The following is a 24,515-nucleotide window of genomic DNA, read 5'->3' on the forward strand; positions in this document are numbered from 1 at the left end:
GTGACGAGGCAGGACGCTTACGTCGGGAGGGTGATGGGGATGCGGGTGTTCGTGGCAGGGGGGTCCGGGGTTCTGGGGCGGCGGCTGGTGCCGCAACTGCTGGCCCGAGGCCACCAGGTGACGGCTACGACCACGAGCGCGGCCAAGCTGGGCCTGCTGGCGCAGCTGGGCGCGGACGGTCTGGTGATGGACGGGCTGGACGCGGCGTCCGTGGGGGAGGCGGTGGCCAAGGCCCGGCCCGAGGTGATCGTGCACCAGATGACCGCGATCTCCATGGCGCACGCCGGCAAGCCCGACATCAAGCATCCGGACCGTTGGTTCGCCCTCACCAACCGGCTGCGTACCGAGGGGACGGACCACCTGCTGGCGGCGGCGCAGGCGACCGGTGTGTCCCATGTCGTCTCCCAGGGCTATGCCTCCTGGAACGGCATCCGCGAGGGCGGCTGGGTGAAGACCGAACGGGATCCGCTGGACCTGCTGGAGGGGACGGCGGCGCATGTGGGCCTGAAGGCGCTGCTCCATGCCGAGGAGGTGGTCCTCAAGGCCGGCGGGGCGGTCCTCAGGTACGGCGCGTTCTACGGTCCGGGCGCCATCGACGACCAGGTCGAGCTGGTGCGCAAGCGGCAGTACCCGCTGGTCGGGCGTGGCACCGGCCACAGCTCGTGGGTGCACCTCGACGACGCGGCCGCCGCGACCGTCCTGGCCGTGGAGCAGAAGGCGCGGGGCGTGTTCAACGTCGTGGACGACGAGCCGGCTCCGGCGAGCGAGTGGCTGCCCCATCTGGCGGCCTGCGCGGGCGCCAAGCGCCCGATGCGGGTCCCGGTGTGGCTGGCCCGGCTGCTGGCCGGGGACCAGGCGGTGGTGATGATGACCGAGGGGCGCGGCTTCTCCAACGCCAAGGCCAAGCGGGAACTCGGCTGGCAGTTGCGCTATCCGTCCTGGCGGCGGGGGTTCGAGGAGGAGCTGGCGTGAGCCGGGGCGTGGAGAAGACGGCGGAGTTCGAGGAGCTGCGGCCGCTGCTGTTCTCGATCGCGTACCGGATCCTGGGCAGCGTGACGGAGGCCGAGGACGCCGTTCAGGAGACCTGGCTGCGTTACGAGGCGTCCCCGACGTCTCCCGCTTCGGCCAAGGCGTTCCTGTCCGCCGTGGTCACCCGCGTCTCGATCAACGTGCTGCGCTCGGCCCGGGTGCGGCGCGAGGAGTACGTCGGGCCGTGGTTCCCCGAGCCGCTGCTGGCCGACCCCTATCAGGACCCCGAGCGCTCGGCCGAGCTGGCCGACTCGGTGTCGATGGCCGCACTGCTGCTGCTCGAACGGCTCACCCCGCTCGAACGCGCGGCGTTCGTGCTGCGGGAGGTGTTCGGTTTCGGCTTCCCGGAGATCGCCTCGGCGGTGAACCGCTCGGAGGCGGCCTGCCGTCAGCTGGTGGTACGGGCACGCCGTCACATGAGCGAGGGGCGGCGCCGGTTCGAGGCCGACCGCCGCGAGCGCGAGGAACTCGCGGCGCGGTTCTTCGGGGCCCTCTCCGAGGGGCACGTCGACGGGCTGCGGGAGCTGCTCGCCGCCGATGTGCAGCTGGTCGCGGACAGCGGCGGCAAGGCCCCGCAGTGGGCCAGGGGCTTCTTCGGCGCCGGCGAGGTGTCGCGGGTGCTCGCCGCGCTCCTGCCGCCGTTCGTCCGCATCGGTGGCGTCGTCGAACCGCATCAGGTCAACGGCCAGCCGGGCGCGATCTTCCGCGATCCGGACGGCAAGGTCATGAACACCTGGACGCTCGACATCCTCGACGGGCGGATCCAGGCGATCCGCACGGTGAGCAACCCCGACAAGCTCGGGCATGTGGGCCCCGTGGCGGATGCCTGGGCGGTCCTGCGCGAAACGCAGCGGGCCCGCCGGCACGCGAACTGACCGGAAGAACACCCGAACACCGACATCGTGATCCGCCGCGAAACGCTCGCCAGGAGCACGCCTAGCGCGTCAGCGCCAACACGGTCACCGACGTGACCACCGTCGCCGTCGCCAGCACCGCACCCGTACCCATCAGGCGTGCCACCGGCACCCGCACCCCGTACGCGTGGCACCGCTCGTACCACAGCAGCGTGGCCAGGGACGCCCACGGTGTGATCACCGGGCCGGCGTTGGTGCCGACCAGCAGCGCGAGGAGCTGGTCGTGGTTGCCCCACGGCACCGCCGCCTCCCCGGCGAGATAGACGGGAAGGTTGTTCAGGGCGTTGGACAGGCCGCCGCCGACCGCGGCCGCGCGGAAGAGACCGAGCGTGCCGCCGTCGGCGCCCACCGCCGAGGCCAGCAGCCCGTGCAGCCCGTGCACGTCGACCGTCTCCACCACCAGGAACATGCCCGGCACCATCACCAGCAGGCGCCAGGGGACGAGCGACAGCCGCAGCGGGGAGCGGTCGCGGACCGCGAAGGCCGCCACGGCGACGGCCGCCGCGGTCGCGGAGGCCGTCCACAGCGGGACGTCGGCCACCAGGATGGCCAGCAGGAAACCGGCACAGGCCAGGGCGCAGGCGCGAAAGAGCACCGGGTCGGCGGGGCGGTGGACGACGGGCGGCGCATAGCGGTCGCTGCCGTCCGGCCGGACATCCGCCGCACGCGCCGCCCCCGGCCCCGACACCGCCGCCGGGGCCGGCAGGCCGGACCCGTCCACACCGGGCACCACGGGCGCCCCACGCCTGCCCCGGCGCCAGAAGAACAGCCACAAACAAGCCATCGTCACCGCCACCGCCGCCAGTTGCGGCGCCCACATCCGGGCCGCCAGTCCCAGCGGCGACAGCGCGACCCGGTTGGCGGCCAGCAGGTTCGTCAGGTTGGACACCGGCAGCAGCAGGCTCGCCGTGTTGGCGAGCCACACCGTCGTCATCGCCAGCGGCACCGGCGCGATGCCCACCCGGGAGGCGAGCGCCAGCATCACCGGAGTCAGCAGGACGGCCGTCGTATCCAGGTTCAGGGCGATGGTGGTGACCGAGGCGAAGAGCACGCACAGCAGGAACAGCAGCGCGTAACTGCCCCGCCCCGCCCGCGCCACCCGCGCCGCCACCACGTCGAACACCTCGGCCCGGCTGGTCAGTTCGGCCAGCACGATGACCGTGCCCAGGAACGCCAGCAACGGGGCGATGCGTGTCAGCGCGTCGGAAGCGGAGCGCTCCGGCAGCAATCCCGTGGCCACACAGAGCAGTCCGGTCCCCAGCAGGCCGATCGCCACCCGGTCCAGGACATGCAGACGCAGTAACAAGGCACGCACGCCTGGAAGGGTCGCACGTTTGTACGTCGCTGTGACCAGGGCGTCGTCGAAGGCCTGGAAACGACCGGTATCAACCTCTCTTTTCACGGCATCATCAATACATGGTGGCTCGTCAGGACAACCCGGGGGACACCGGGCCATTGGACTTCTTCATCAGCTACTCACCGGCCGACGAACGCTGGGCGTCCTGGATCGCCTGGACGCTGGAGGAGGCCGGATACCGCACGGTCCTGCAGGCCTGGGACTTCGTGCCGGGCACGAACTTCGTGGACTTCATGGACCGGGGGGTGAGCGGGTCCGCCGCCGTCATCGCCGTACTGTCCAGGAACTACGAGCGCTCGCGGTACGGGCGGATGGAGTGGCAGGCCGCGTTGCGCGCCGATCCGGACGCGCCGGAGCGGCGGCTGATCACCGTGCGGGTCGAGGACATCCCGGTGGAGGGGCTGCTGGCCACCATCACCTATGTGGACCTGGTGCCGGTCGCCGAGCCGGGAGCGGCGCGGGAACTGCTGCTCGCCCGGGTGCGGCAGGCGCTGGACGGGCGGGCCCGGCCCAGCCTGCCGCCCGGCTATCCCGGTGCGCACGGCCGTCCCGTACCGCCCGCCGCGACCGCCCCGGGGCCCGGGCGGCCGCTCGGCGGGCCGGGGTGGGCGGGGCGGCGCCGACCCGCCGCGCCGCCGTCGTATCCGCGGGTGTCCGCGGCGCCGGGCGAGCGGGAGGCGGTCACCGTGCTCCAGCTGGCCGGGCCCGCCTTCGGCCGGGGGCAGGAGCCCGCCGAGCTGCAGGCGGCGATCTGGGGGGACCTGGTCGAGCTGGCGGATGCCGGGGCGCCCTCCCCGGACCTGCTGGTCGTCACCGGTGATCTGACCGCCTCCGGCAGCCGGCGCGAGTTCGAGCAGGCCCTCGCCTTCCTCACCGGGCTGCGCGCGCTGCTCGGGCTCGAACCGCACCGGGTCGCCCTCGTCCCGGGCGGCCAGGACGTCAACCAGGCGGCCTGCCAGGCCTACTTCAGCACCTGCGAGGCCGACGAGATGCCGCCCCGGCCGCCGTACTGGCCCAAGTGGCGGCACTTCGCCCGGCTGTTCCAGGAGCTGTACCAGGGGCTCGACGTCGTCTTCGACAGCGATCAGCCGTGGACCCTCTTCCCCGTGCCCGAGCTGCACACCGTGATCGCGGGGCTGAACTCGTCCATGGCGTACAGCCATCGGCGTGACGACCAGTACGGGCTGATCGGGCGCGAGCAGGCCGCCTGGTTCGCGCAGGCCCTGCGGCCCCACGAGAGCGAGGGCTGGCTGAGGATCGGCGTCGTACGGCACGCGCCGGGGGCCGCCCGGGCCGCCGCCCCCGGTGTCCGCCGGGCCGGTGCGCCGGGCACGGTCGCGCTGGACGGTGCCGGGCCGCTGCGCGACACCGACGTGCTGACCCGGCTGACCGCTCCCCGGCTGCACCTGCTGTTGCACGGCCCGTCCGACGCCGGTGCGCTGCCCGTCCTCACCCCCGCCGCCGGCGAGGTGCCGGTGATCGGCGCCGTCGGCCCCGGCCGGCACCAGCTGCTGCGGGTCGGCCGGGACGGCGTGTCCGTCTGGGAGGGGCCGCAGGAGCCGCGGCGCAGGCCGGTCCGGTGGCACCGGGCCCACCGCGCCTTCGGCCCCGAGGCCGCCGGCGCCGCAGGGGACACAGGCGATTCCGGCGGTGGTGTGCCCGGCACCGGCACCGGCCCCGTGCCCCCCGCCGGCCGGACCGGCGGCCCCGAGTCCGAACCGGAGCCGCGCGCCCTGACGAGCCCCGCCGAGATACTGCTCGCCCGGGTCGCCGAGGTGTGCCGCACCCGCCACGAGGGCGCCCAGATCCGTCACGTCGACGGGCCGCTGCCGCAACTCCTCGTCACCTGGACCCAGTCCGGCTTCGTCCGCCAGCAGCGCGTGGCCGTGCTGCTCGGCACCCCGGCCGCGCAGGACGTCGACCGGTTCGTGGCCCTCGTGCACGCCGCCGACGCCGAGACCGAGGCCGAACTCGTCCACGACGGCCCGCCGCCCGCCCGCGAGCTGCGCGACGCGGCCCGCCGCCGGGGCGTGCGCGTCCGCAGCTTCACCGAGTTCCAGGGCCTGCTGGACCTGCGCGGCTACGTCGCCGCACAGAGCGAGCGGCTGCGCACCGACCCGCGCTACCCCCCGGGCATGTACCTGCCGCAGCGCTACCGGGAGGTGGAACGCCTCGACGCCGAGGACCGCGACGGGCTCGTCGACGAGATGCTGCGGCTGCTCGACTCCGACCAGGGGCGCTTCCTGCTGCTCCTCGGCGACTTCGGGCACGGCAAGACCTTCGCGCTGCGCGAGCTCGCCCGCCGCGTCCCCGCCGAACTCCCGCACCTGGTCCCGCTGCTGATCGAACTGCACGCGCTGGACCGGGCCTATTCGTTCGAAGGCCTGGTCGCCGCGCACCTCGCCGCCCACGGCGTCGACAACATCGATCTGCGGGCCTTCCGGTACATGCTCCAGCAGGGGCGGATCGTGCTGCTCTTCGACGGCTTCGACGAACTCGTCAACCAGGTCACCTACGACCGCGCCGCCGAACGCCTGCAGGTGCTGCTGGACTCCGCCGTGGACAGCGCCAAGATCGTGGTCTCCAGCCGCACCCAGCACTTCCGCTCCCAGGGGCAGGTGCTGACCGCGCTCGGCGAACGCGTCGGCCTGCTCCCGCACCGCCGGGTCCTCGCCGTCCAGGAGTTCAGCCCGCAGCAGATCCGCGCCTACCTGGTCAACCGCTACGACGGTGACGAACGGGCCGCCGAGCACCGGCTGGCGCTGCTGGACGCCATCCCCGACCTGCTCGCCCTGTGCCGCAACCCCCGGCTGCTCGGCTTCGTCGCCGACCTCGACGACGACCGGCTGCGCGCGGTCGCCGGCGCCGGGCGCGCCCTCAGCCCCGCCGGGCTGTACGAGGAGGTGCTCACGGCCTGGCTGAACTTCGAGGTCCAGCGCGCCGGCAGCAGCCCCGGCCGGGCGCCCGGCCTGTCCCTGGACCAGCTGTGGGACGCGGTCACGGCACTCGCCCTGCGGCTGTGGGAGAGCGGCCAGGACTCGCTGCGGCTGGACGAGCTGACCGACGTGGCCGAGACCCTGACCGGGCTCGCCGAGGCCCGGCTGTCGGTGCCGCAGACCGCGCACGCCATCGGCTCCGGCAGCCTGCTGGTGCGCAGCCACGACGGCGTGTTCCGGTTCATCCACGGCTCGGTGGTGGAGTGGCTCGTCGCCCGCGAGTGCGCCCGCCGGCTCACCGACGGCGACAGCGCCCTGCTGGGCCGGCGCCAGATCGGCCAGCTGGCCGTCGAGTTCCTGTGCGACCTCGCCGACCACCGGATCTGCCAGGCATGGGCCGAGCGGGAGCTGTCCGGCTCGCCGGGGGACGCCTCCTCGGACGCCGGCCACGCCAACGCGGTGAAGATCCTCAGCCGGCTCCGGGTGCCTGCCCACACCGATCTGCGCGGCGCGGCCCTGGCCGGGGAGGACCTGTCCCACCGCGACTTCTCCGGCGTCGACCTCACCCGCGCCGACCTCACCGACGCCCGGCTGGTCGGCGCCCACCTCTCCGGTGCCGTCCTGCGCGGCGCACGGCTGACCGGCGCCCGGCTCGACGGCGCGGATCTGACCGGCGCCGACCTGCGCGGCGCCGACCTCAGACGGGCCCGGCTGATCGGCACCGACCTGACCGGCGCCCGGGTGGACGGGGGCCGGTGGCGGCGGGCGGCGCTGATCTCGGCGACCACCGGGCCCCTGGCGCGGACCCCCGAACTCCGGGGCGCCGCCATCGCGCCCGGCATGGCCGTCGACTCCGGATTCCGGCCCTCCGCGGTGGGCGTCCCGTACGGCTTCGACATGCGCACCAGCCGGCTGCCCGAGCCCATCTCCTACAGCCCCGACGGCGAACTGCTCGCCGTGGGCAGCGAGGACGGCGGGGTGCTCGTCTGCGACGCCGCGACCGGCACCCCCCTGCGCACCCTGCAGGGTCACACCGGCCGGGTCTACGCCGTCAAGTTCCGCGACCGCGTCCTGGCCACCGGCAGCTCCGACGGCACCGTGCGCCTGTGGGACCCGGTCTCCGGCCGCTGTCTGCACCGGCTGGAGATCCACGCGTACGGCGTCTGGCCGGTCGTCCTCGACGCCGAGGGCGCCCTGCTGGCCACCGGTGACGCGGACGGCGTGGTCACCGTCTGGGACACCGCCTCGGGCACCGCGCTGCACCGGCTGCCCGGCCACACCGCGCCCGTCTACACCGTGGCGTTCTGGCCGGACGACGCCCTTCTGGTCACCGGGGACGCCTCCGGTGCCGTACGCCTGTGGGACCTGGGCACCGGGCAGACGCGCGGCGAACTGACCGGACATCAAGGTGCGGTGTACCGGGCACGGCTGAGTCCGGACGGCACCGTCCTGGCCACCGCCGACCAGGGCGGCGAGCGGCAGGGCGGCACGGTGCGGGTGTGGGACCTGGCCACCGGGACCGTGCGGCACGCGTTCACCGGGCACTCCGGTCGCGTCTACACCCTGGACTTCCACCCCGGGGGCGCGCTGCTGGTCAGCGGTGACACCAACGGCGAGGTACGGCTGTGGGACCTGGTGGCGCACCGCTCGGCCGGCCTGCTCGGCGGCTGCCGGGGGGCCGTGTACCAGGTGCTGTTCGACCCCGACGGGACCCTGCTCGCAGCCGGGGACAGCGCCGGGGCGGTTCGGCTGTGGCGGATCGACCCGGAGGCCGACCCGGTCGCCACGCCGCTGAACCGCCAGCCCGCCGAGCACCGCGGGTCGGTATGGGTGTGCAAGTTCCGTCCGCACGGCGACACGCCCGCCCAGGGCCCGGGCACGCTGCTGGTGACCGGCGGCAACGACGGCGTCGTACGGCTGTGGGAGCCGGCCACCGGGCAGGGCCGGCGCATCCTGCGCGGCCACGGGCGGCGGATCGGCACCCTGTCTTTCAGCGCAGACGGCTCGATGCTGGCGGCCGGCGGCAACGACGGTGTCGTCCGGGTGTGGCACGCCGCCTCCGGCCGGCGGCTGCGCGAACTGACCGGGCAGAGCGACCGCCTGGTCTCGGCGGTGTTCGGGCCGGCGGGCCCGCTGCTGGCCACCGCCAGCAGCGACGGCGACGTCTACCTGTGGAACGCCGCCACCGGCGAGTACCAGCGCGAACTGGACGTCGAGACCGACCATGTCTGGGCGGAGGCGTTCAGCGCCGACGGCGAGCTCCTCGCCACCGCCAACGACGACGACACCGTACGGCTGTGGTACCGGGCCACCGGGGCGCACGTCGCCACCATCACCGAGCACTACGGGCGGGTCCGCGCGATCGACTTCCGGTCCGACGGCGCGGTCCTGGCCACCGGCTGCGACGACCGCAAGGTGCGGATCTGGGACGTGGACGGCGCTCGGATCGCCGCGGAACTCGACGGCCACACCGACCGGGTGTACGCCGTGGCCTTCGCCCCCGACGGCTCCTGGCTCGCCAGCGCCTCCTGGGACGGTACGGCGGTCGTCTGGAAGGACGGCGAGGTGGGCCATCGGCTGACGGGCCACACCGGCAAACTCTGGACCGCGGCCGTCCACCCCGCCCGCCCCCTGCTGGCGACGGCGGGCGACGACCGGACCGTCCGCCTGTGGAACCCGGACACGGGCGCGCAGAGCGCTGTTCTGACGGGCCACACCGGGCGGATCCTCGCCGTGGCGTTCAGCCCCGACGGCTCCCTGCTGGCCAGCGGCGGCGAGGACGGCACGGTACGGCTGTGGGACGTCCCGGCCGACGCCCCGGCCGCCCTGCGGGTCACCCTCGTCGGCATGCCGGGCGGCTGGGCGGCCCTCGCCCCGTCCGGCGGCTACAAGTACGAGGGCGACGTCACCGGCGAGTTCTGGCACGCGGTCGGCATGTGCCGCTTCGAACCGGGCGAGCTGGACGGGCATCTGCCGGGGGTGTGGCAGGTGCCGCTGGACGACCGGCTCGGGTGAGGGGGCCGACACGAGGGTGCGAGCAAGGGGGAGTTCAGGGAGGGCCCGCTTTTGAACACGTTCAAATGGAGGCGTACGCTGCTGCCATGAGCGACAGAGCCGCCCTGCTGAAGGGCATCCGCGTCTGGCTGGCCCTCTTCGTCGTGTGCCTCGTGCTCAGCGGGGCCACGGCCTTCCCCCTGGTGCACGAACTGCGCTGGACCGACAGCGCGCTGCGGGCGCTGTCCGCGCCGGAGTACCTGCCCGCGCTGACGGAATGGATCACCCGGGTGCGCGACGGCCTCGCCACCGCCGACGCCGAGTACCCGTTCCTGCTCTACGGCACCGACTGGCTGGCCTTCGCCCACCTCGTCATCGCGGTCGCCTTCTACGGCCCCTACCGCGACCCGGTGCGCAACATCTGGGTCGTCGAGTTCGGGATGATCGCCTGCGCCGGGATCATCCCGCTCGCCCTGGTCTGCGGTCCGATCCGCGGGATCCCGTTCTGGTGGAGCGTGATCGACATGTCCTTCGGGGTCGTCGGAGTCGTCCCGCTGTACGTCGTGCGCAGGAAGATCAAGCGGCTGGAGGCGCTCAGCTCGCCGCTTGCCGCTCCGGCTGCTGCCTGACGGTCGCCCGCACGATCCGCTGGGCCACCGGCTCGGCCCCCTCGCCCTTGGCGTCGGTCGAGTTCACCGAGTACACCAGCTGCGGCTCAGGCCGGACGACCCGGCGACGGTGGCGCAGCGCTCGTGCGTGCGGGCGGCGGGGCGCCCCGGGACCGCCGCACCACGGGGACGCTGAACCCCCGCCGGTGCGGTGCTCAGCCGCCGTTGCGCAGGGCGTGCAGGACGTCGACGCGGTTCGTGGTGATCGAGTCGACGCCCAGGTCCAGCAGGCGGCTCAGCGAGCGGCGGGTGTCCGGCGTCCACACGGACAGCAGGTGCCCGCCGTGGTGGACGCGGGCCGCCAGTTCGCGGCTCACCAGGGAGAAGCGGTAGTTGAGCCAGCGCGGGCGGATCACGTCCAGCAGCGCGGGCCGGGGCGGGGCGAGGGTCGTCCAGGTCAGGGCGATCTCGGCGGCCGGATCGGCGGCGCGGACGGCGAGCATCGCCTCGGCGCCCGCGCAGTAGTAGACGCGCTCGCGGGCCCCGCTCTGCCGGACCACGTCCATGATCCGGTCCACCATCCGCCGACCGGGCCGCCCGCACAGGTCCACCATCACCCGGCGGTCGCCGGTCGCGGCCAGTGCCTCCGCGAGCGTCGGCACCCCGCCCGACGTGAGCCCGCGCAGCTCCGCGGCGGACAACGCGCCCAGCGGCCGGTCGAGTTCCCACAGCCGCTTGAGCGTCTCGTCGTGCAGCAGCACGGGGACGCCGTCGCGGGTGAGCCGTACGTCGATCTCGACCGCGTCCGCGCCTCGGTCGAGCGCGGAGCGCAACGAGTCGACGGTGTTCTCGCGGAAGCGGTAGGGGTCGCCGCGGTGGGCCACGGCGGTCACGGTCTGCATGACCCCCATTGTGGTGGGCGTCAGGAGGCGAGCCAGGTGCTGGTGTACGCGTCGATCTCCGCCGCGATCCTGGCCTTGCCCGGCGCGTCCAGGAAGGACGCCTCCACCGCGTTCCTGGCGAGGTCGGCGAGGCCCCGCTCGTCCAGGTCCAGCAGCCGGGCGGCCACCGCGTACTCGTTGTTGAGGTCCGTGCCGAACATCGGCGGGTCGTCGGAGTTGATCGTGACCAGTACCCCCGCCTGCACGAAGTCCTTGAGCGGGTGCTCGTCCAGGGTGGTGACCGCGCGGGTGGCGATGTTGGAGGTCGGGCAGACCTCCAGCGGGATGCGGTGCTCGGCGAGGTGCGCGAGCAGCCTGGGGTCCTGGGCGGAGCTGGTGCCGTGCCCGATGCGCTCCGCGCGCAGCTCGGTCAGCGCGTCCCACACCGTCTCGGGGCCGGTGGTCTCGCCGGCGTGCGGCACGGAGTGCAGGCCCGCGGCGATGGCCCGGTCGAAGTACGGCTTGAACTGCGGCCGGGGCACGCCGATCTCGGGCCCGCCGAGCCCGAACGACACGAGCCCCTCCGGGCGGATGCGGTCGTCGGTGGCGAGCCGTGCCGTCTCCTCGGCGGACTCCAGCCCGGCCTCGCCGGGGATGTCGAAGCACCAGCGCAGCACGGTCCCGAACTCGGCCTCGGCCGCCTTGCGGGCGTCCTCGATCGCCGCCATGAAGGCCAGCTCGTCGATGCCGCGCCGGGTGGAGGAGAAGGGGGTGATGGTCAGCTCGGCGTACCGCACCTGCTGGCGGGCCAGATCGCGGGCGACCTCGTAGGTGAGCAGCCGGACGTCCTCCGGGGTGCGGATGAGGTCCACGACCGACAGGTACACGTCGATGAAGTGGGCGAAGTCCGTGAACGTGAAGAAGTCGGCCAGGGCCTCGGGGTCGGAGGGCACCTTGGAGTCGGGGTGGCGGGCGGCCAGCTCCGAGACGATGCGCGGGGAGGCGGAGCCGACGTGGTGGACGTGCAGTTCGGCCTTGGGCAGCCCGGCGATGAAGGTCCGCAGGTCCCGGTCGGCGGTGCCGGCGGCGGGTACGGAGCTGCTGTCGGTCATGGGGTCCTCCCCGGACAGGGCGCCGGCGCCCCGGTACGGGCGCGGCGCGGGTGATCGGCTGATCGGCGGTACGCAGCACATCGTAGGCGGGGAGGGGGTACGGGGTGGCGGGTGCGGGGCGGTCCGCGGGGTCAGGGCCGGCTGGTCGGTGCGGGGTGCGGGGCGGTCTGCCGGCGAAGGGTCCTTCCGGCGGGCCCGGGGCGTCGCGGAGGTACTGGCTCCGGATCCGCGTCCCGGGATCCACCGCGCGGCCCGTGCGCTGCGGGAATCCGGGGTACCGGGCCGCAGGGGTGCGGAGGTGAGGCCGTAGCATGGCGGCACGAACGACCGAGGGGGACATGCCCGTGAGCGACGGAGCGCAGCCGAGTGGGGCCGCGGGGGGCGACTACAACCCGTGGGCGCCGCCCGAGCACCGGCCTTCGCTGGAGAAGAAGCCGGGCGAGCCCCAGGACCAGCCGCCCGTGCGGCCGCCGTCCGTGCACGACCAGGCGACCATGACCTCCCTGCAGCCCGACGGCTTCGCCCCGCCCGCGGCCGCTCCCGGTTTCGGCATACCCGGCGCGGCCCCGATGGGCGGCGAGGCCGTACCGCCGCCGCCGATCGCGCCCTCGGGCCCCGGTATACCCGCACCCCCCGCTCCCGGCGGCTACGGCTACCCCGGCTACCCCGCGGGCTACGGCTGGACCGGTATGCCGATGGCCCCGCAGAACGGCATGGGCGTCGCGGCGATGGTGCTCGGCATCCTCTCCCTGTGCCTGTTCTGCATGTACGGCGTGGTCTCGGTGGTGCTGGGCATCCTCGCGGTGGTCTTCGGCATCAAGGGCCGCAAGCGGGCCCAGCTCGGCGAGGCCACCAACCACGGCCAGGCCCAGGCGGGTCTGATCATGGGCATCATCGGCATCGTGGTCGGCATCGCCGTGATCGTCCTGCTGGCGATCGGCATCACCGCCGCCATCCATGAGGGCCGCACACACTCCGGCCCGTACGACGACGACTCCGCCCGCGGTGTCTCGGTGACGGTGGCCACCGGCCGCTGATTCCATCGGGTCCTGGCCGTTCGGGCGCCGGTCGGCCGGAACCCGCTCCCTCCCGTCGCGCGCGGCCATTACGATGCCCTCGATCGTCAACGGAGGGGAAAGCGCGTCATGTCCAACATCAACCCCGGAGCCGGTGGATACGGTCCGCCGGCTCCGCAGCAGCCGCCGGGATACGGATACCCGCAGCAGCCCGGGCCCGGCTACGGCTACCCCCAGGCGGGGCCGGGGCCGTCCTACCCGGCCGCCCCGCCCACGGCGTACCCGCAGGGCCCCGGCTACGCGATGCCGATGCAGCCGAGCAACGGCATGGGGACCACGGGACTGGTGCTGGGCATCATCGGAGTGGTCTGCAGCCTCACCATCGCCATGGAGATCCTCGGGATGATCCTGGGCATCCTGGCGATCATCTTCGGTGCCATCGGCAGGGGCAAGGCCAACCGGGGTGAGGCCACCAACAAGGGCGCGGCGACCGCCGGTCTCGTCTGCGGCATCATCGCCACCGTGCTCCTGCCGCTGCTGGTCTTCGCGTTCTTCGCCAGCATGTTGGGCGTCAGCACGTTCTGACGTCCCGGCGGGCCGGGAGGCGACACGGGGGCCGGCCGTCAGGCCGGCCCCTCAGCATGTCGGCCGGGCCCCCGGCTCCGGCCCGCTCAGGCCCCTGCCCCCGCCAACCGCTCCCGCGCCTCCATCAGCGCGAAACCCAGCAGGTTCGGTCCGCGCCACCGCTCCGGATCCGAGGCCGCCTCGTCGTCCGCCGCGAGGCCGATGCCCCATACACGGTCCAAGGGGCTCGCCTCCACCAGGACCCGGTCGCCCGTGCCCAGCAGGAACGCCCGCAGATCGTCGTCCGCCGCGAACTTGTGGACGCTGCCCTCGACCACGATCCGGAAGCGCTCCCGCTCCCACACCGCCTCGTCGAAGCCCCGGACCAGCCGGCCCTCCTTCTTGACCTGCGCAGGATGCTCCGCGGCCAGCACCCGGCGCTCCGCCTCCGCGTCCCCGAACAGCCGCGCCTTGCCGGCCATCATCCAGTGCTCGGCCGTCGCGTACTCCACCCCGTCCGCCACGAACGGTGACGGCCACCACTGGCTCAGACAGCTCGCGCCGATCCTGCCGTCCGGCCGCGGCCGGTGCCCCCAGAAGTGCAGATACCTGATCCGGGCCCCTGCCCGGACCTCGCTGATCAGGGCTTCCAACCCGTCGATCTTCCCCATGCACGCGAGTGTGGCACGTACCACTGACACTCCGTCCGGCCTTTTCCCTCCACACTCGACACCTGGTCGACAGATTCCGTTGCGTAACCAAAAGGCAACAACGGAATCACTTGTTGGAGTGCACTCTCTCTGTCAGGATCGGCACTCAAATCGAGCTGGAGCTACGCCACCCACCCCCCGGGACGGGGCAAACGGCGGAGGAGAGCGACATGCACAACCCGGGCACCGCCACCCCGGAACGATTCCCCGCCGAGGACCGGTTCGCCGAGGGCGCGCAGTTCATCGCGGGCCGGCTGACCAAGGGCACCTCGGGCCGTACCCACGCCGTGGTCGACCCCGCCACCGGTGAGGAGGTGTACACCTACGAGCTGGCCGGCACCGATGACGTCGACGCGGCCGTCGCCGCCGCGCGCGCGGCCTTCCCGGGCTGGGCCGCGGCCACCCCGGGCGAACGCTCGGACGCGCTGCACCGGTTCGCCGCCGTGCTCGCCGAGCGCGCCGAGGACTTCGCCCGCGCCGAGTCGCTGCAGTGCGGCAAGCCGCTCAAGCTGACCCGCGAGTTCGACGTCCCCGGGACCATCGACAACATCGCCTTCTTCGCGGGCGCCGCCCGGCATCTGCAGGGGCAGTCCGCCGGTGAGTACTCGGGCGACCACACGTCCTACGTCCGGCGCGAGCCGATCGGCGTGGTGGGCTCCATCGCGCCCTGGAACTACCCGCTGCAGATGGCTGCCTGGAAGATCCTCCCGGCGATCGCCGCCGGCAACACCATCGTGCTGAAGCCGGCCGAGCTGACCCCGCTCACCTCGCTGCTCTTCGCCCAGGCCGCCACGGACGCCGGTATCCCCGACGGCGTGATCAACATAGTCACCGGGACCGGGAGGGAGGCGGGGGAGCACCTCGTCGGCCACCCCGATGTCGCCATGACCTCCTTCACCGGCTCCACCCCCGTCGGCAAGCGCGTCGCCGAGGTCGCCACCGCCACCGTCAAGCGGCTCCATCTGGAGCTGGGCGGCAAGGCACCCTTCGTGGTCTTCGACGACGCCGATCTGGAGGCCGCCGTCCACGGCGCGGTCGCCGGTGCGCTCATCAACACCGGGCAGGACTGCACGGCCGCCACGCGCGCGTACGTGCAGCGCCCGCTCTACGACGCGTTCGTGGAGCGGACCGCCGCCCTGATGGAGACCGTGCGGCTGGGCGACCCCTTCGCCGCCGGTACCGATCTCGGTCCGCTCATCTCGCACGTCCAGCGGGACCGGGTCGCGGCCTTCGTGGACCGGGCGCGTGCCTACGCGCGCGTGGTGACCGGCGGTGAGGCACCGAAGGGCGACCTGGAGGACGGCGCCTACTACCGACCCACCCTGATCGCCGACGCGGCACAGGACAGCGAGATCGTCCAGTCCGAGATCTTCGGTCCGGTACTGGTCGTGCTGCCGTTCGACAGTGATGATGAGGGCATCCGGCTGGCCAACGACACCCCCTTCGGCCTCGCCGCCTCCGCGTGGAGCACGAACGTCTACCGCGCCAACCGCGCCAGCCGCGAGATCAAGGCGGGCTGCGTGTGGATCAACGACCACATCCCGATCATCAGCGAGATGCCCCACGGAGGCTACAAGGCCTCGGGCTTCGGCAAGGACATGTCGGCGTACTCCTTCGAGGAGTACACCCAGGTCAAGCACGTTATGTTCGACAACACCGCGGTCGCCAGGAAGGACTGGCACCGCACGATCTTCGGGGACCGGTAGCAGCCGATTCACCGGCAGCCGCCGGGCGTGACGATGGCCCTCGACCAGGCCGACCGACCCCTTCCTCCCGAAAGGCACCACGCGCATGGAGCAGTACGAGCCCGACCGCCCGACACCGGTCGAAGTCGCCGCGATGCGGCGCAGTCTGCGCGACGGCCGGGCCGCGATGACCCGCCGGTCGCTGCTGCGGGCCTCCGCGGGCGGCGCGCTCGCGGTCGGCGGACTCGGGGCGCTGAGCGCCTGTGGCATCCCCGCGGCCACGAAGACGCAGGGCGGTGTGTCCGCCGACGACCACTCGGCCAAGGAGAAGGTCGTCAACTTCTCCAACTGGCCCGAGTACATCGACGTGGACGACAAGGGCAAGCGCCATCCCACGCTCGACACGTTCGCCCGGCGGACCGGCATCCAGGTCAAGTACACCGAGGACATCAACGACAACGACGAGTTCTTCGGCAAGATCCAGCCGCAGCTCGCCGCCGGCCAGGACACCGGCCGTGACCTCATCGTCCTCACCGACTGGCTGGCCGCCCGCATGATCCGCCTCGGGTACGTCCAGAAACTGGACGCGTCCAACCTGCCGCACGCCTTCGCCAACCTCTCGGACCAGTTCCGCGACCCCGACTGGGACCCGGGCCGCGCCTACTCGTACCCGTGGCAGGGCATCTCGACCGTCATCGCGTTCAACAAGCAGGCGCTCGACGGCGTCGAGGTGAAGTCGATCTCCGACCTGCTCGACAACCCCAAGCTCAAGGGCCGTGTCGGCTTCCTGACGGAGATGCGCGACAGCGTCGGCATGACCATGCTCGACATGGGCGTCGACCCGGCGAAGTTCACCGCCGACGACTACGACAAGGTGATCGCCCGCCTGCAGCAGGCCGTCGACAAGGGCCAGATCCGCCGCTTCACCGGCAACGACTACACCTCGGACCTCACCAAGGGCGACCTCGCCGCCTGCGTGGCCTGGGGCGGCGACATCGTCCAGCTCCAGTCGGACAACCCGCACGTCGGCTACGTCATCCCGGACGCCGGCTACATGACGTCGACCGACAACATGCTGATCCCCAACAGGGCACGCCACAAGACGAACGCCGAGCGGCTCATCGACTACTACTACGAGCCGGGCCCGGCCGCCGAGCTGGCCGCGTACATCAACTACGTGAGTCCCGTCGCGAACGTACAGCCCTACCTTGCGAAGATCGACAAGACGGCGGCGAGCAACCCGCTGATCATTCCCGACAAGGCCATGCAGGCGAGGTCCCATGCCTTCCGCGCGCTGACGCAGAAGGAAGAGACGACCTACCAGCAGAAGTTCTCGAAGCTCACAGGGGCGTGACGACGACGATGACGACACCAGACAACAGCGGCGACGTCCGCCTCTCCGGTATCAGCAAGACCTACGACAACGGCTTCACCGCCGTACAGCCGCTCGACCTGACCGTGCCGCAGGGCTCCTTCTTCGCCCTGCTCGGCGCCTCCGGCTGCGGCAAGACCACCACCCTGCGCATGATCGCCGGCCTGGAGGAACCTTCCTCCGGGACCGTGCGCCTCGGCGACCAGGACGTCACCCACCTGCCGCCGTACAAGCGCCCGGTGAACACGGTCTTCCAGTCCTACGCCCTCTTCCCGCACCTCGACATCTTCGAGAACGTCGCCTTCGGCCTGCGCCGGCGCGGCATCAAGAGCGTGAAGAAGCAGGTCGAGGAGATGCTGGAGCTGGTCCAGCTCGGTGAGCAGGCCCGCAAGAAGCCGCACCAGCTCTCCGGCGGCCAGCAGCAGCGCGTCGCCGTCGCCCGCGCGCTGATCAACCACCCGAAGGTGCTCCTCCTCGACGAGCCCCTCGGCGCTCTCGACCTCAAGCTGCGCCGCCAGATGCAGCTGGAGCTCAAGCGCATCCAGACCGAGGTCGGCATCACCTTCGTGCACGTCACGCACGACCAGGAGGAGGCCATGACCATGGCCGACACGGTCGCCGTGATGAACGCCGGCCGCGTCGAGCAGCTCGGCTCCCCGAGCGACCTGTACGAGAACCCGCAGACGACGTTCGTCGCGAACTTCCTCGGCACCTCCAACCTCATCGAGGCCGAGGTCGACACGAAGAACGGCGACGACATCGTGCTCAAGGCGGGCGGCGGCAAGCTGGTGCTGCCCGAGGCGCGATGTTCCGCCCCGACGACGACCGGCGGCAAGGTGCTGGTCGGCATCCGCCCCGAGAAGATCTCCCTCACGCACGCCGACGACGCGGGCGAGATCCCCGAAGGCCGCAACCGCCTCACCGGCAGGATCGCCGACGCCAGCTTCATCGGTGTCTCCACCCAGTACGTGATCGACAGCCCTGTCTGCGACGAGCTGTCGGTGTACGTCCAGAACGTCGAGCGCGACGGCCGGCTCGTCCCCGGCGCGGACGTCGTCCTGCACTGGAGCCCGGCACACACGTTCGGCCTGGACGCGGCCCAGGACATCGACGCGGGCACCGAGGAAGAGGCGGCCGCCTGATGTCGACGCTCACCGAGGCGCCCCCGCCTCTCGCCCCCACCGCACCGGAGAAGAAGCCCCCACGCAAGCGCGGCCGGTTCACCCCGTACTGGCTGCTGCTGCCCGGCATGCTGTGGCTGGTCGTCTTCTTCGCGCTGCCGATGATCTACCAGGCCTCCACCTCCGTGCAGACGGGCTCCCTGGAGGAGGGCTACAAGGTCACCTGGCACTTCGTGACCTACTGGAACGCGCTCAGCGAGTACTGGCCGCAGTTCCTGCGCTCGGTCTTCTACGCGGCCGCCGCGACCGTGCTGTGCCTGCTGCTCGGCTACCCGCTGGCCTACCTCATCGCCTTCCGCGCGGGCCGCTGGAAGAACCTGCTGATGATCCTGGTGATCGCGCCGTTCTTCACCAGCTTCCTGATCCGGACCCTGGCCTGGAAGACGATCCTCGCGGACAACGGCCCGGTCGTGCACACCCTGAACTCGCTGCACATCCTGGACCTCACCAGCTTCCTCGGCTGGACGGCCGGCGACCGCGTGCTCGCCACACCCCTGGCGGTCGTCTGCGGTCTGACGTACAACTTCCTGCCGTTCATGATCCTGCCGCTGTACACCTCGCTGGAGCGGATCGACGGGCGGCTGCACGAGGCGGCCGGCGACCTGTACGCCAAGCCCTGGACCACCTTCCGCAAGGTCACCTTCCCGCTGTCGATGCCGGGCGTCGTCTCCGGCACGCTGCTGACCTTCATCCCCGCGGCCGGCGACTACGTCAACGCCGAACTGCTCGGCTCCACCGACACCCGCATGATCGGCAACGTCATCCAGACGCAGTTCCTGCGGATCCTGGACTACCCGACCGCCGCGGCCCTCTCCTTCATCCTCATGGCCGCGATCCTGGCCATGGTCACGATCTACATTCGCCGCTCCGGGACGGAGGATCTGGTCTGATGCCCTTCGTCACCTGGCTCAAGCGCCGTCTCGTCGTCATCGCTGGACTGCTGACGCTCGCGTACCTGCTGCTGCCCAACGTCATCGTCACCGTGTTCTCCTTCAACAAGCCGAAGGGGCGCTTCAACTACGAGTGGCAGCAGTTCTCGCTGGACGCCTGGAAGCAGCCGTGCGGCGTCGCCGACATGTGCGGCTCGCTGTCCATCAGCCTCCAGATCGCCGTGTGGGCGACGATCGGCGCCACCCTGCTCGGCACGATGATCGCCTTCGCGCTGGTCCGCTACCGCTTCCGGGCCCGCGGCGCCGTGAACTCGCTGATCTTCCTGCCGATGGCGATGCCCGAGGTCGTCATGGCCGCCTCGCTGCTCACCCTGTTCCTCAACATGGGCGCACAGCTCGGCTTCATGACGATCCTCATCGCCCACATCATGTTCTGCCTCAGCTTCGTCGTCACCGCGGTCAAGGCACGTGTGATGTCGATGGACCCGCGCCTGGAGGAGGCCGCCCGGGACCTGTACGCCGGCCCCGTGCAGACCTTCCTGCGGGTCACCCTGCCGATCGCGGCACCCGGCATCGCCGCGGGCGCGCTGCTGTCGTTCGCGCTGTCCTTCGACGACTTCATCATCACCAACTTCAACGCCGGCTCGACCGTCACCTTCCCCATGTTCGTGTGGGGTTCGGCGCAGCGCGGCACGCCCGTCCAGATCAACGTCATCGGCACGGCCATGTTCCTCGTCGCCGTGCTCTTCGTCCTGACCTCGATGGTCATCAGCAACCGCCGTAACAAGCAAAAGGCATAGGCCTTTTCCGGAAAGTCCTCTGTAGGGAGTTGAAATCATGGCCCCAAGCGCCATGAGCCGTGGCAAAGACAGCTGGATCTCCTCTCTCTCCGAAGCCCAGCCGGTCCCGTACTGGCTGGAAGACCCCGGTAAGCCCGCCGCCGAGCCCGCCCTCACCGGCACCGACACCTGCGACCTGCTGGTCGTCGGCGGCGGCTACAGCGGGCTGTGGACCGCGCTGAACGCCAAGGAGCGCGACCCGCAGCGCGACGTGGTGCTGCTGGAAGGCCGCGAGGTGGGCTGGGCCGCCTCCGGCCGCAACGGCGGCTTCTGCGCCGCCTCCCTCACGCACGGCCTGCCCAACGGGCTGACCCGTTGGCCCGACGAGATCCAGCGGCTGGAGGAGCTGGGCCGGCGCAACCTCGACGAGATCGAGGCCGCGGTCGCCCGGCACGGCATCGACTGCGACTTCGAGCGCACCGGCGAGATCGACGTCGCCACCGAGACCTACCAGGCCTGGGAACTGCGCGACTGGCACCGGGAGCTGGAGGAGAAGGGCCTCGCGGACGGCGTCGAGTTCCTGGACGCCGACGCCGTGCGCGAGCAGGTGAACTCGCCCACCTTCGAGGCCGGCCTGTGGGACCGCCGGGGCGTGGCCATGCTGCACCCGGCCAAGCTGGCCTGGGGTCTGAAGCGGGCGTGTCTGCGGCTCGGGGTACGGGTGTACGAGCACACACCCGCGCTGAGCCTGAAGCAGTACGGCGCCGGGATGGCCGTACGCACCCCGTACGGCGCGGTCCGCGCCCGGCAGGTCGCGCTCGGCACGAACATCTTCCCGAGCCTGCTGCGCCGCGTGCGCTCCTACACCGTCCCGGTCTACGACTACGCGCTGATGACCGAGCCGCTGAGCACCGACCAACTGGCCTCGATCGGCTGGAAGAACCGGCAGGGGCTCGGGGACAGCGCCAACCAGTTCCACTACTTCCGGCTGTCCGCCGACAACCGGATCCTGTGGGGCGGCTACGACGCGATCCACCACTACGGCGGCCGGGTGCGCGCCGAGTACGACGACCGGCCGGAGACCTACGCCAAGCTCGCGGGCCACTTCTTCACCTGTTTCCCGCAGCTGGAGGGCGTCCGCTTCACCCACGCCTGGGGCGGCGCGATCGACACCTGCTCGCGCTTCTCGGCGTTCTTCGGCACGGCACACCAGGGGAAGGTCGCGTACGCGGCGGGCTACACGGGCCTGGGAGTGGGCGCCACCCGTTTCGGCGCGGACGTGATGCTGGACCTGCTGGACGGGGAGCGCACCGAGCGGACGGAGCTGGAGATGGTCCGCAAGAAGCCGCTGCCGTTCCCGCCGGAGCCGTTCGCCTGGACCGGAATCGCGCTCACCAAGTGGTCCCTGGCCCGCGCGGACGCGCACGGCGGCCGCCGCAACCTGTGGCTGCGGGCGATGGACCGGCTGGGGCTGGGCTTCGACAGCTGAGCGCAAGCGCGGTCTTCCCCCTGCCCCTCCGGGCTGCGTCAAGCCACGATGAGGACTGAAATGTGACCTAGGTCACTCGAAGCGGGCGTGGAATCCGCGTAATGCTCCCCGGAAGGCCTCCCTCTCTCCTCTGGCGCGACCGCGCGGAACGGTCGGGCGAGAGAAGAGGGAGGCTTTCTGGTGACTGGGGCGAAGACGGCCGTCGAATGGCTCGCATCCGTCGCACCGGATCCCGAGGCCTGCCGCTGGGAGTGGGAACGCAACCCCCTCGGGGTGGCCCTGCTGCCGGCCGGCAGGGCGTGGGACGTGTTGATCCTGCCGGGGGAGCTCGGCTACCCGACCCTGGACGTGCTCACCCGGATCCTCGACCGGCCCGGCCCGGTGCTCGCCGACTTCGGCGACCACCGGGTCGGGTTCTTCGTGCCCCCGGGCACCGCGGCACGCTGGCTCGGCACCGGCATCCGTACCGCCGGCACCGGCACCTGGATCGTCGTGCCCCATCCCGGCCGGGCGGCCCGGGGTGTGCGCTGGCTGATGCCGCCGGACGGCGCCGGCACGCTGACCGACCCGGCGCTGCTGGAGCTGGCGATGCACGAGGCGGCTGCGGGGCTGGCCGGGAAGCGGGACGGGGACGGGTAGCGGCCGTACCGGTAACGGCCGTACGGGTAGCGGTCGTACGGGTGGCGGTCGTACGGGTGGCGGTCGTACACCTTGACAACGGGATTGGTCTGGACCAAATTGTGTGCGCTCCGCTCCTCCAACTCCCCGCCACGGAGGCCCCTGTGGAACGCGCCAGACGCCCCGGATCCGTCCTCGCCCTGCTCGCGGCCGCCCTGCTGGCCGTGCCCGGTGTCACCGCGCTCTCGTCGGCCGCCCGTGCGGCCGACGCGGACCTCGCGACGAACGGCGGCTTCGAGTCCGGCCTGACCGGCTGGACCTGCACCGCCGGCAGCGGAACGGCCGTTAACTCGCCCGTGCACAGCGGGAGTTCCGCCCTGCAGGCGACCCCGGCCGGCAGCGACGACGCCCAGTGCGCGCAGACGGTGACGGTCCGGCCCAACGCGTCGTACACCCTGTCCGGATACGTCCGCGGCTCGTACGTCTACCTCGGTGCGACCGGCACCGGCACCACCGACGTCTCGGCCTGGACCCAGTCCGCCCCCGACTGGCAGAAGCTCACGACCACCTTCACCACCGGCGCCGCCACGACGAAGGTCACCATCTCCACGCACGGCTGGTACGGCACCGGCGCCTACCAGGCCGACGACATCTCCCTGGTCGGCCCGGGCGCGAGCACCGGGCAGCCACCCGCCGCGCCGACCGGCCTCGGAACCGGCACGGTCACCTCCTCCTCCGTGGCGCTGTCCTGGTCGGCGGTGACCGGCGCCACGAGTTACGCCGTCTACCGCGGCGGGGTCAAGGTCCAGACGGTGAGCGGCACTTCGGCCACCGTCACCGGACTCGCGCCCTCGACGGCGTACAGCTTCCAGGTCACCGCGAGCAACGACGCCGGCGAGTCCGCCAAGTCGGCCGCGGTGACCGCGACGACCACGGCAGGATCCGGCGGCGGCTCGACCGACCTGCCGGCGCACGCCCTGGTCGGCTACCTCCACGCAAGCTTCGCCAACGGCTCCGGCTACACCCGCCTCGCCGACGTGCCCGACAGCTGGGACGTCATCGACCTCGCCTTCGGCGAGCCCACCTCGGCCACCTCCGGCGACATCCGCTTCCACCGCTGCCCGGTCACCGAGTGCCCGAACGCCGAGAGCGACGCCGACTTCAAGGCGGCGATCAGGGCCAAGCAGGCGGCCGGCAAGAAGGTGCTGATCTCGATCGGCGGCCAGAACGGCCAGGTCCAGCTGACGACCACCGCGGCCCGTGACGCCTTCGTCTCCTCGGTCTCGGACATCATCGACACCTACGGCCTCGACGGCCTCGACATCGACTTCGAGGGCCACTCGCTCTCCCTGGACGCGAACGACACCGACTTCAGACACCCCACGACACCCGTGATCGTGAACCTCATCTCGGCCCTGAAGACCCTGAAGGCCGCCTACGGCGCCAAGTTCGTGCTGACCATGGCCCCGGAGACCTTCTTCGTGCAGAACGGCTACCAGTACTACGGCACCGGCAAGTGGGGCGGCCAGGACCCGCGCTGCGGCGCGTACCTCCCGGTGATCCACGCCCTGCGCGACGACCTCACGCTGCTGCACGTCCAGGACTACAACTCGGGCCCGGTCATGGGCCTGGACAACCAGTACCACTCCATGGGCGGCGCCGACTTCCACATCGCCATGACCGACATGCTGCTCACCGGCTTCCCGGTCGCGGGCGACCCGGACCACGTGTTCCCGCCCCTGCGCCCCGACCAGGTGGCCATCGGCATGCCGGCGTCGACGAACGCGGGCAACGGCTACGTGGCTCCCGCCGAGGTCACCAGGGCCCTGGACTGTCTGACGAAGAAGACGGACTGCGGCGCGTACGCGACCCACGGAACCTGGCCCTCGCTGCGGGGTCTGATGACGTGGTCGGTGAACTGGGACCGCTACGCGAACTGGGAGTTCCAGAAGAACTTCGACGCGTACTTCGGCTGACGCGGCCGGCGAGCAGGGCCAGGGCGGCCAGCAGCACGGTGCCCAGACACCAGCCGGCCACCACGTCCAGCGGCCAGTGATAGCCGCGGCGGACCAGGCCGTACGACACCCCGAGCACGAGGGCCGCGCACCCCACGACCAGGGCACGGCGGGCGGCCGCGGAGCGCAGCCAGGGGAGGAGGAGCAGGGTCGCGGAGCCGTAGGCGACGGCCGCCGTGGTGGTGTGGCCGGAGGGGTAGTACCCCGACCCCGGGGGCATCACGGGCGTCCCCGGCCGCGCGGTCCAGTCCTTGAGCGGTACGACGACCGCCGGGACCAGCGCCATCAGCACGGCCGCGGCGAGCGGCGGCAGCCACCACCGGTCCGCGCCGGCCGCACGGCCCCGCCCGGCCGCGTACCCCAGG

Annotated in this window: 17 protein-coding genes and 2 pseudogenes; 14 read left to right on the top strand and 5 right to left on the bottom strand. The window is 72.1% G+C overall.

Annotation, left to right across the window (positions count from 1 at the left end; genetic code table 11):
• Positions 1-33 precede the first annotated feature (33 nt).
• A complete protein-coding gene (locus IO33_RS0121505) occupies positions 34-972 on the top strand; it encodes an NAD-dependent epimerase/dehydratase family protein (RefSeq protein WP_209438890.1) in 939 nt (312 codons plus the stop codon).
• Positions 969-1,904 carry an RNA polymerase sigma-70 factor gene (locus IO33_RS0121510; protein WP_390990920.1) on the top strand — a complete coding sequence of 312 codons (936 nt, stop codon included), beginning with the start codon at positions 969-971 and terminating at the stop codon, positions 1,902-1,904. The genes IO33_RS0121505 and IO33_RS0121510 overlap by 4 nt, the downstream gene beginning before the upstream one ends.
• 61 nt (positions 1,905-1,965) lie before the next feature.
• On the opposite strand, the gene IO33_RS0121515 is transcribed toward IO33_RS0121510, so the two are convergent.
• The gene (locus IO33_RS0121515) at positions 1,966-3,258 is read right to left on the bottom strand and encodes an ArsB/NhaD family transporter (RefSeq protein ID WP_425347970.1); all 1,293 of its coding nucleotides are present in this window, start codon (positions 3,256-3,258) and stop codon (positions 1,966-1,968) included.
• A gap of 101 nt (positions 3,259-3,359) precedes the next feature.
• Here IO33_RS0121515 and IO33_RS0121520 point away from each other — a divergent pair, with 101 nt between their 5' ends.
• A complete protein-coding gene (locus IO33_RS0121520; RefSeq protein ID WP_031167424.1) occupies positions 3,360-9,251 on the top strand; it encodes a WD40 domain-containing protein in 5,892 nt (1,963 codons plus the stop codon).
• A gap of 86 nt (positions 9,252-9,337) precedes the next feature.
• Complete coding sequence (locus tag IO33_RS0121525; RefSeq protein ID WP_031167426.1) at positions 9,338-9,859, top strand: hypothetical protein; 522 nt, start codon at positions 9,338-9,340, stop codon at positions 9,857-9,859.
• Positions 9,860-10,053: 194 nt separating this feature from the next.
• Here IO33_RS0121525 and IO33_RS0121530 read toward each other — a convergent pair whose 3' ends face one another.
• Positions 10,054-10,740: a glycerophosphodiester phosphodiesterase gene (locus IO33_RS0121530; RefSeq protein ID WP_031167428.1), complete on the bottom strand. Its 687-nt coding sequence runs from the start codon at positions 10,738-10,740 to the stop codon at positions 10,054-10,056.
• A 20-nt stretch (positions 10,741-10,760) separates the two neighbouring features.
• Positions 10,761-11,910: pseudogene (locus IO33_RS0121535) on the bottom strand (adenosine deaminase).
• A 232-nt stretch (positions 11,911-12,142) separates the two neighbouring features.
• Between IO33_RS0121535 and IO33_RS0121540 the strand changes: the two are divergent.
• Together IO33_RS0121540 and IO33_RS0121545 are read left to right on the top strand one after the other, a co-directional pair.
• Entirely contained in the window at positions 12,143-12,868 is a 726-nt protein-coding gene (locus IO33_RS0121540; RefSeq protein WP_031167432.1) for a DUF4190 domain-containing protein, read from the top strand.
• Positions 12,869-12,976: 108 nt separating this feature from the next.
• On the top strand, positions 12,977-13,432 hold the full coding sequence (locus tag IO33_RS0121545; RefSeq protein ID WP_031167434.1) for a DUF4190 domain-containing protein: 456 nt from the start codon (positions 12,977-12,979) through the stop codon (positions 13,430-13,432).
• A gap of 86 nt (positions 13,433-13,518) precedes the next feature.
• Here the strand turns inward: IO33_RS0121545 and IO33_RS0121550 are convergent, their stop codons facing one another.
• Positions 13,519-14,082, bottom strand: a complete 564-nt coding sequence (locus tag IO33_RS0121550; protein ID WP_031167436.1) for a riboflavin biosynthesis intermediates N-glycosidase — start codon at positions 14,080-14,082, stop codon at positions 13,519-13,521.
• 209 nt (positions 14,083-14,291) lie between these two features.
• Here IO33_RS0121550 and IO33_RS0121555 point away from each other — a divergent pair, with 209 nt between their 5' ends.
• The 8 genes from IO33_RS0121555 to IO33_RS0121590 all read left to right on the top strand — a co-directional run bounded on the left by IO33_RS0121555 (position 14,292) and on the right by IO33_RS0121590 (position 24,111).
• Complete coding sequence (locus IO33_RS0121555; protein ID WP_031167438.1) at positions 14,292-15,827, top strand: gamma-aminobutyraldehyde dehydrogenase; 1,536 nt, start codon at positions 14,292-14,294, stop codon at positions 15,825-15,827.
• A gap of 85 nt (positions 15,828-15,912) precedes the next feature.
• On the top strand, positions 15,913-17,160 hold the full coding sequence (locus IO33_RS0121560) for an ABC transporter substrate-binding protein (protein WP_031167440.1): 1,248 nt from the start codon (positions 15,913-15,915) through the stop codon (positions 17,158-17,160).
• Between the two features lie 8 nt (positions 17,161-17,168).
• Complete coding sequence (locus IO33_RS0121565) at positions 17,169-18,320, top strand: ABC transporter ATP-binding protein (RefSeq protein WP_031167442.1); 1,152 nt, start codon at positions 17,169-17,171, stop codon at positions 18,318-18,320.
• Positions 18,320-19,249 (top strand): ABC transporter permease, encoded by a 930-nt coding sequence (locus tag IO33_RS0121570; RefSeq protein ID WP_031167444.1) that lies wholly within the window; start codon positions 18,320-18,322, stop codon positions 19,247-19,249. The genes IO33_RS0121565 and IO33_RS0121570 overlap by 1 nt, the downstream gene beginning before the upstream one ends.
• On the top strand, positions 19,249-20,049 hold the full coding sequence (locus tag IO33_RS0121575; RefSeq protein ID WP_031167446.1) for an ABC transporter permease: 801 nt from the start codon (positions 19,249-19,251) through the stop codon (positions 20,047-20,049). Before IO33_RS0121570 ends, IO33_RS0121575 begins: the two co-directional genes overlap by 1 nt.
• Before the next feature lie 37 nt (positions 20,050-20,086).
• The gene (locus tag IO33_RS0121580; protein ID WP_031167448.1) at positions 20,087-21,517 is read left to right on the top strand and encodes an NAD(P)/FAD-dependent oxidoreductase; all 1,431 of its coding nucleotides are present in this window, start codon (positions 20,087-20,089) and stop codon (positions 21,515-21,517) included.
• A gap of 180 nt (positions 21,518-21,697) precedes the next feature.
• Entirely contained in the window at positions 21,698-22,156 is a 459-nt protein-coding gene (locus tag IO33_RS0121585; RefSeq protein WP_031167450.1) for a hypothetical protein, read from the top strand.
• Between the two features lie 143 nt (positions 22,157-22,299).
• Positions 22,300-24,111, top strand: coding sequence for a chitinase (locus tag IO33_RS0121590; protein ID WP_031167453.1), 1,812 nt, complete (start codon positions 22,300-22,302; stop codon positions 24,109-24,111).
• Positions 24,112-24,181: 70 nt separating this feature from the next.
• Here IO33_RS0121590 and IO33_RS52565 read toward each other — a convergent pair.
• Positions 24,182-24,436, bottom strand: a pseudogene (locus IO33_RS52565) (phosphatase PAP2 family protein); the annotation flags it as partial.
• Positions 24,437-24,515: the final 79 nt, after the last annotated feature.

Origin of the sequence: Streptomyces durhamensis, assembly GCF_000725475.1 — a bacterium.
Lineage (GTDB): Bacteria > Actinomycetota > Actinomycetes > Streptomycetales > Streptomycetaceae > Streptomyces > Streptomyces filipinensis.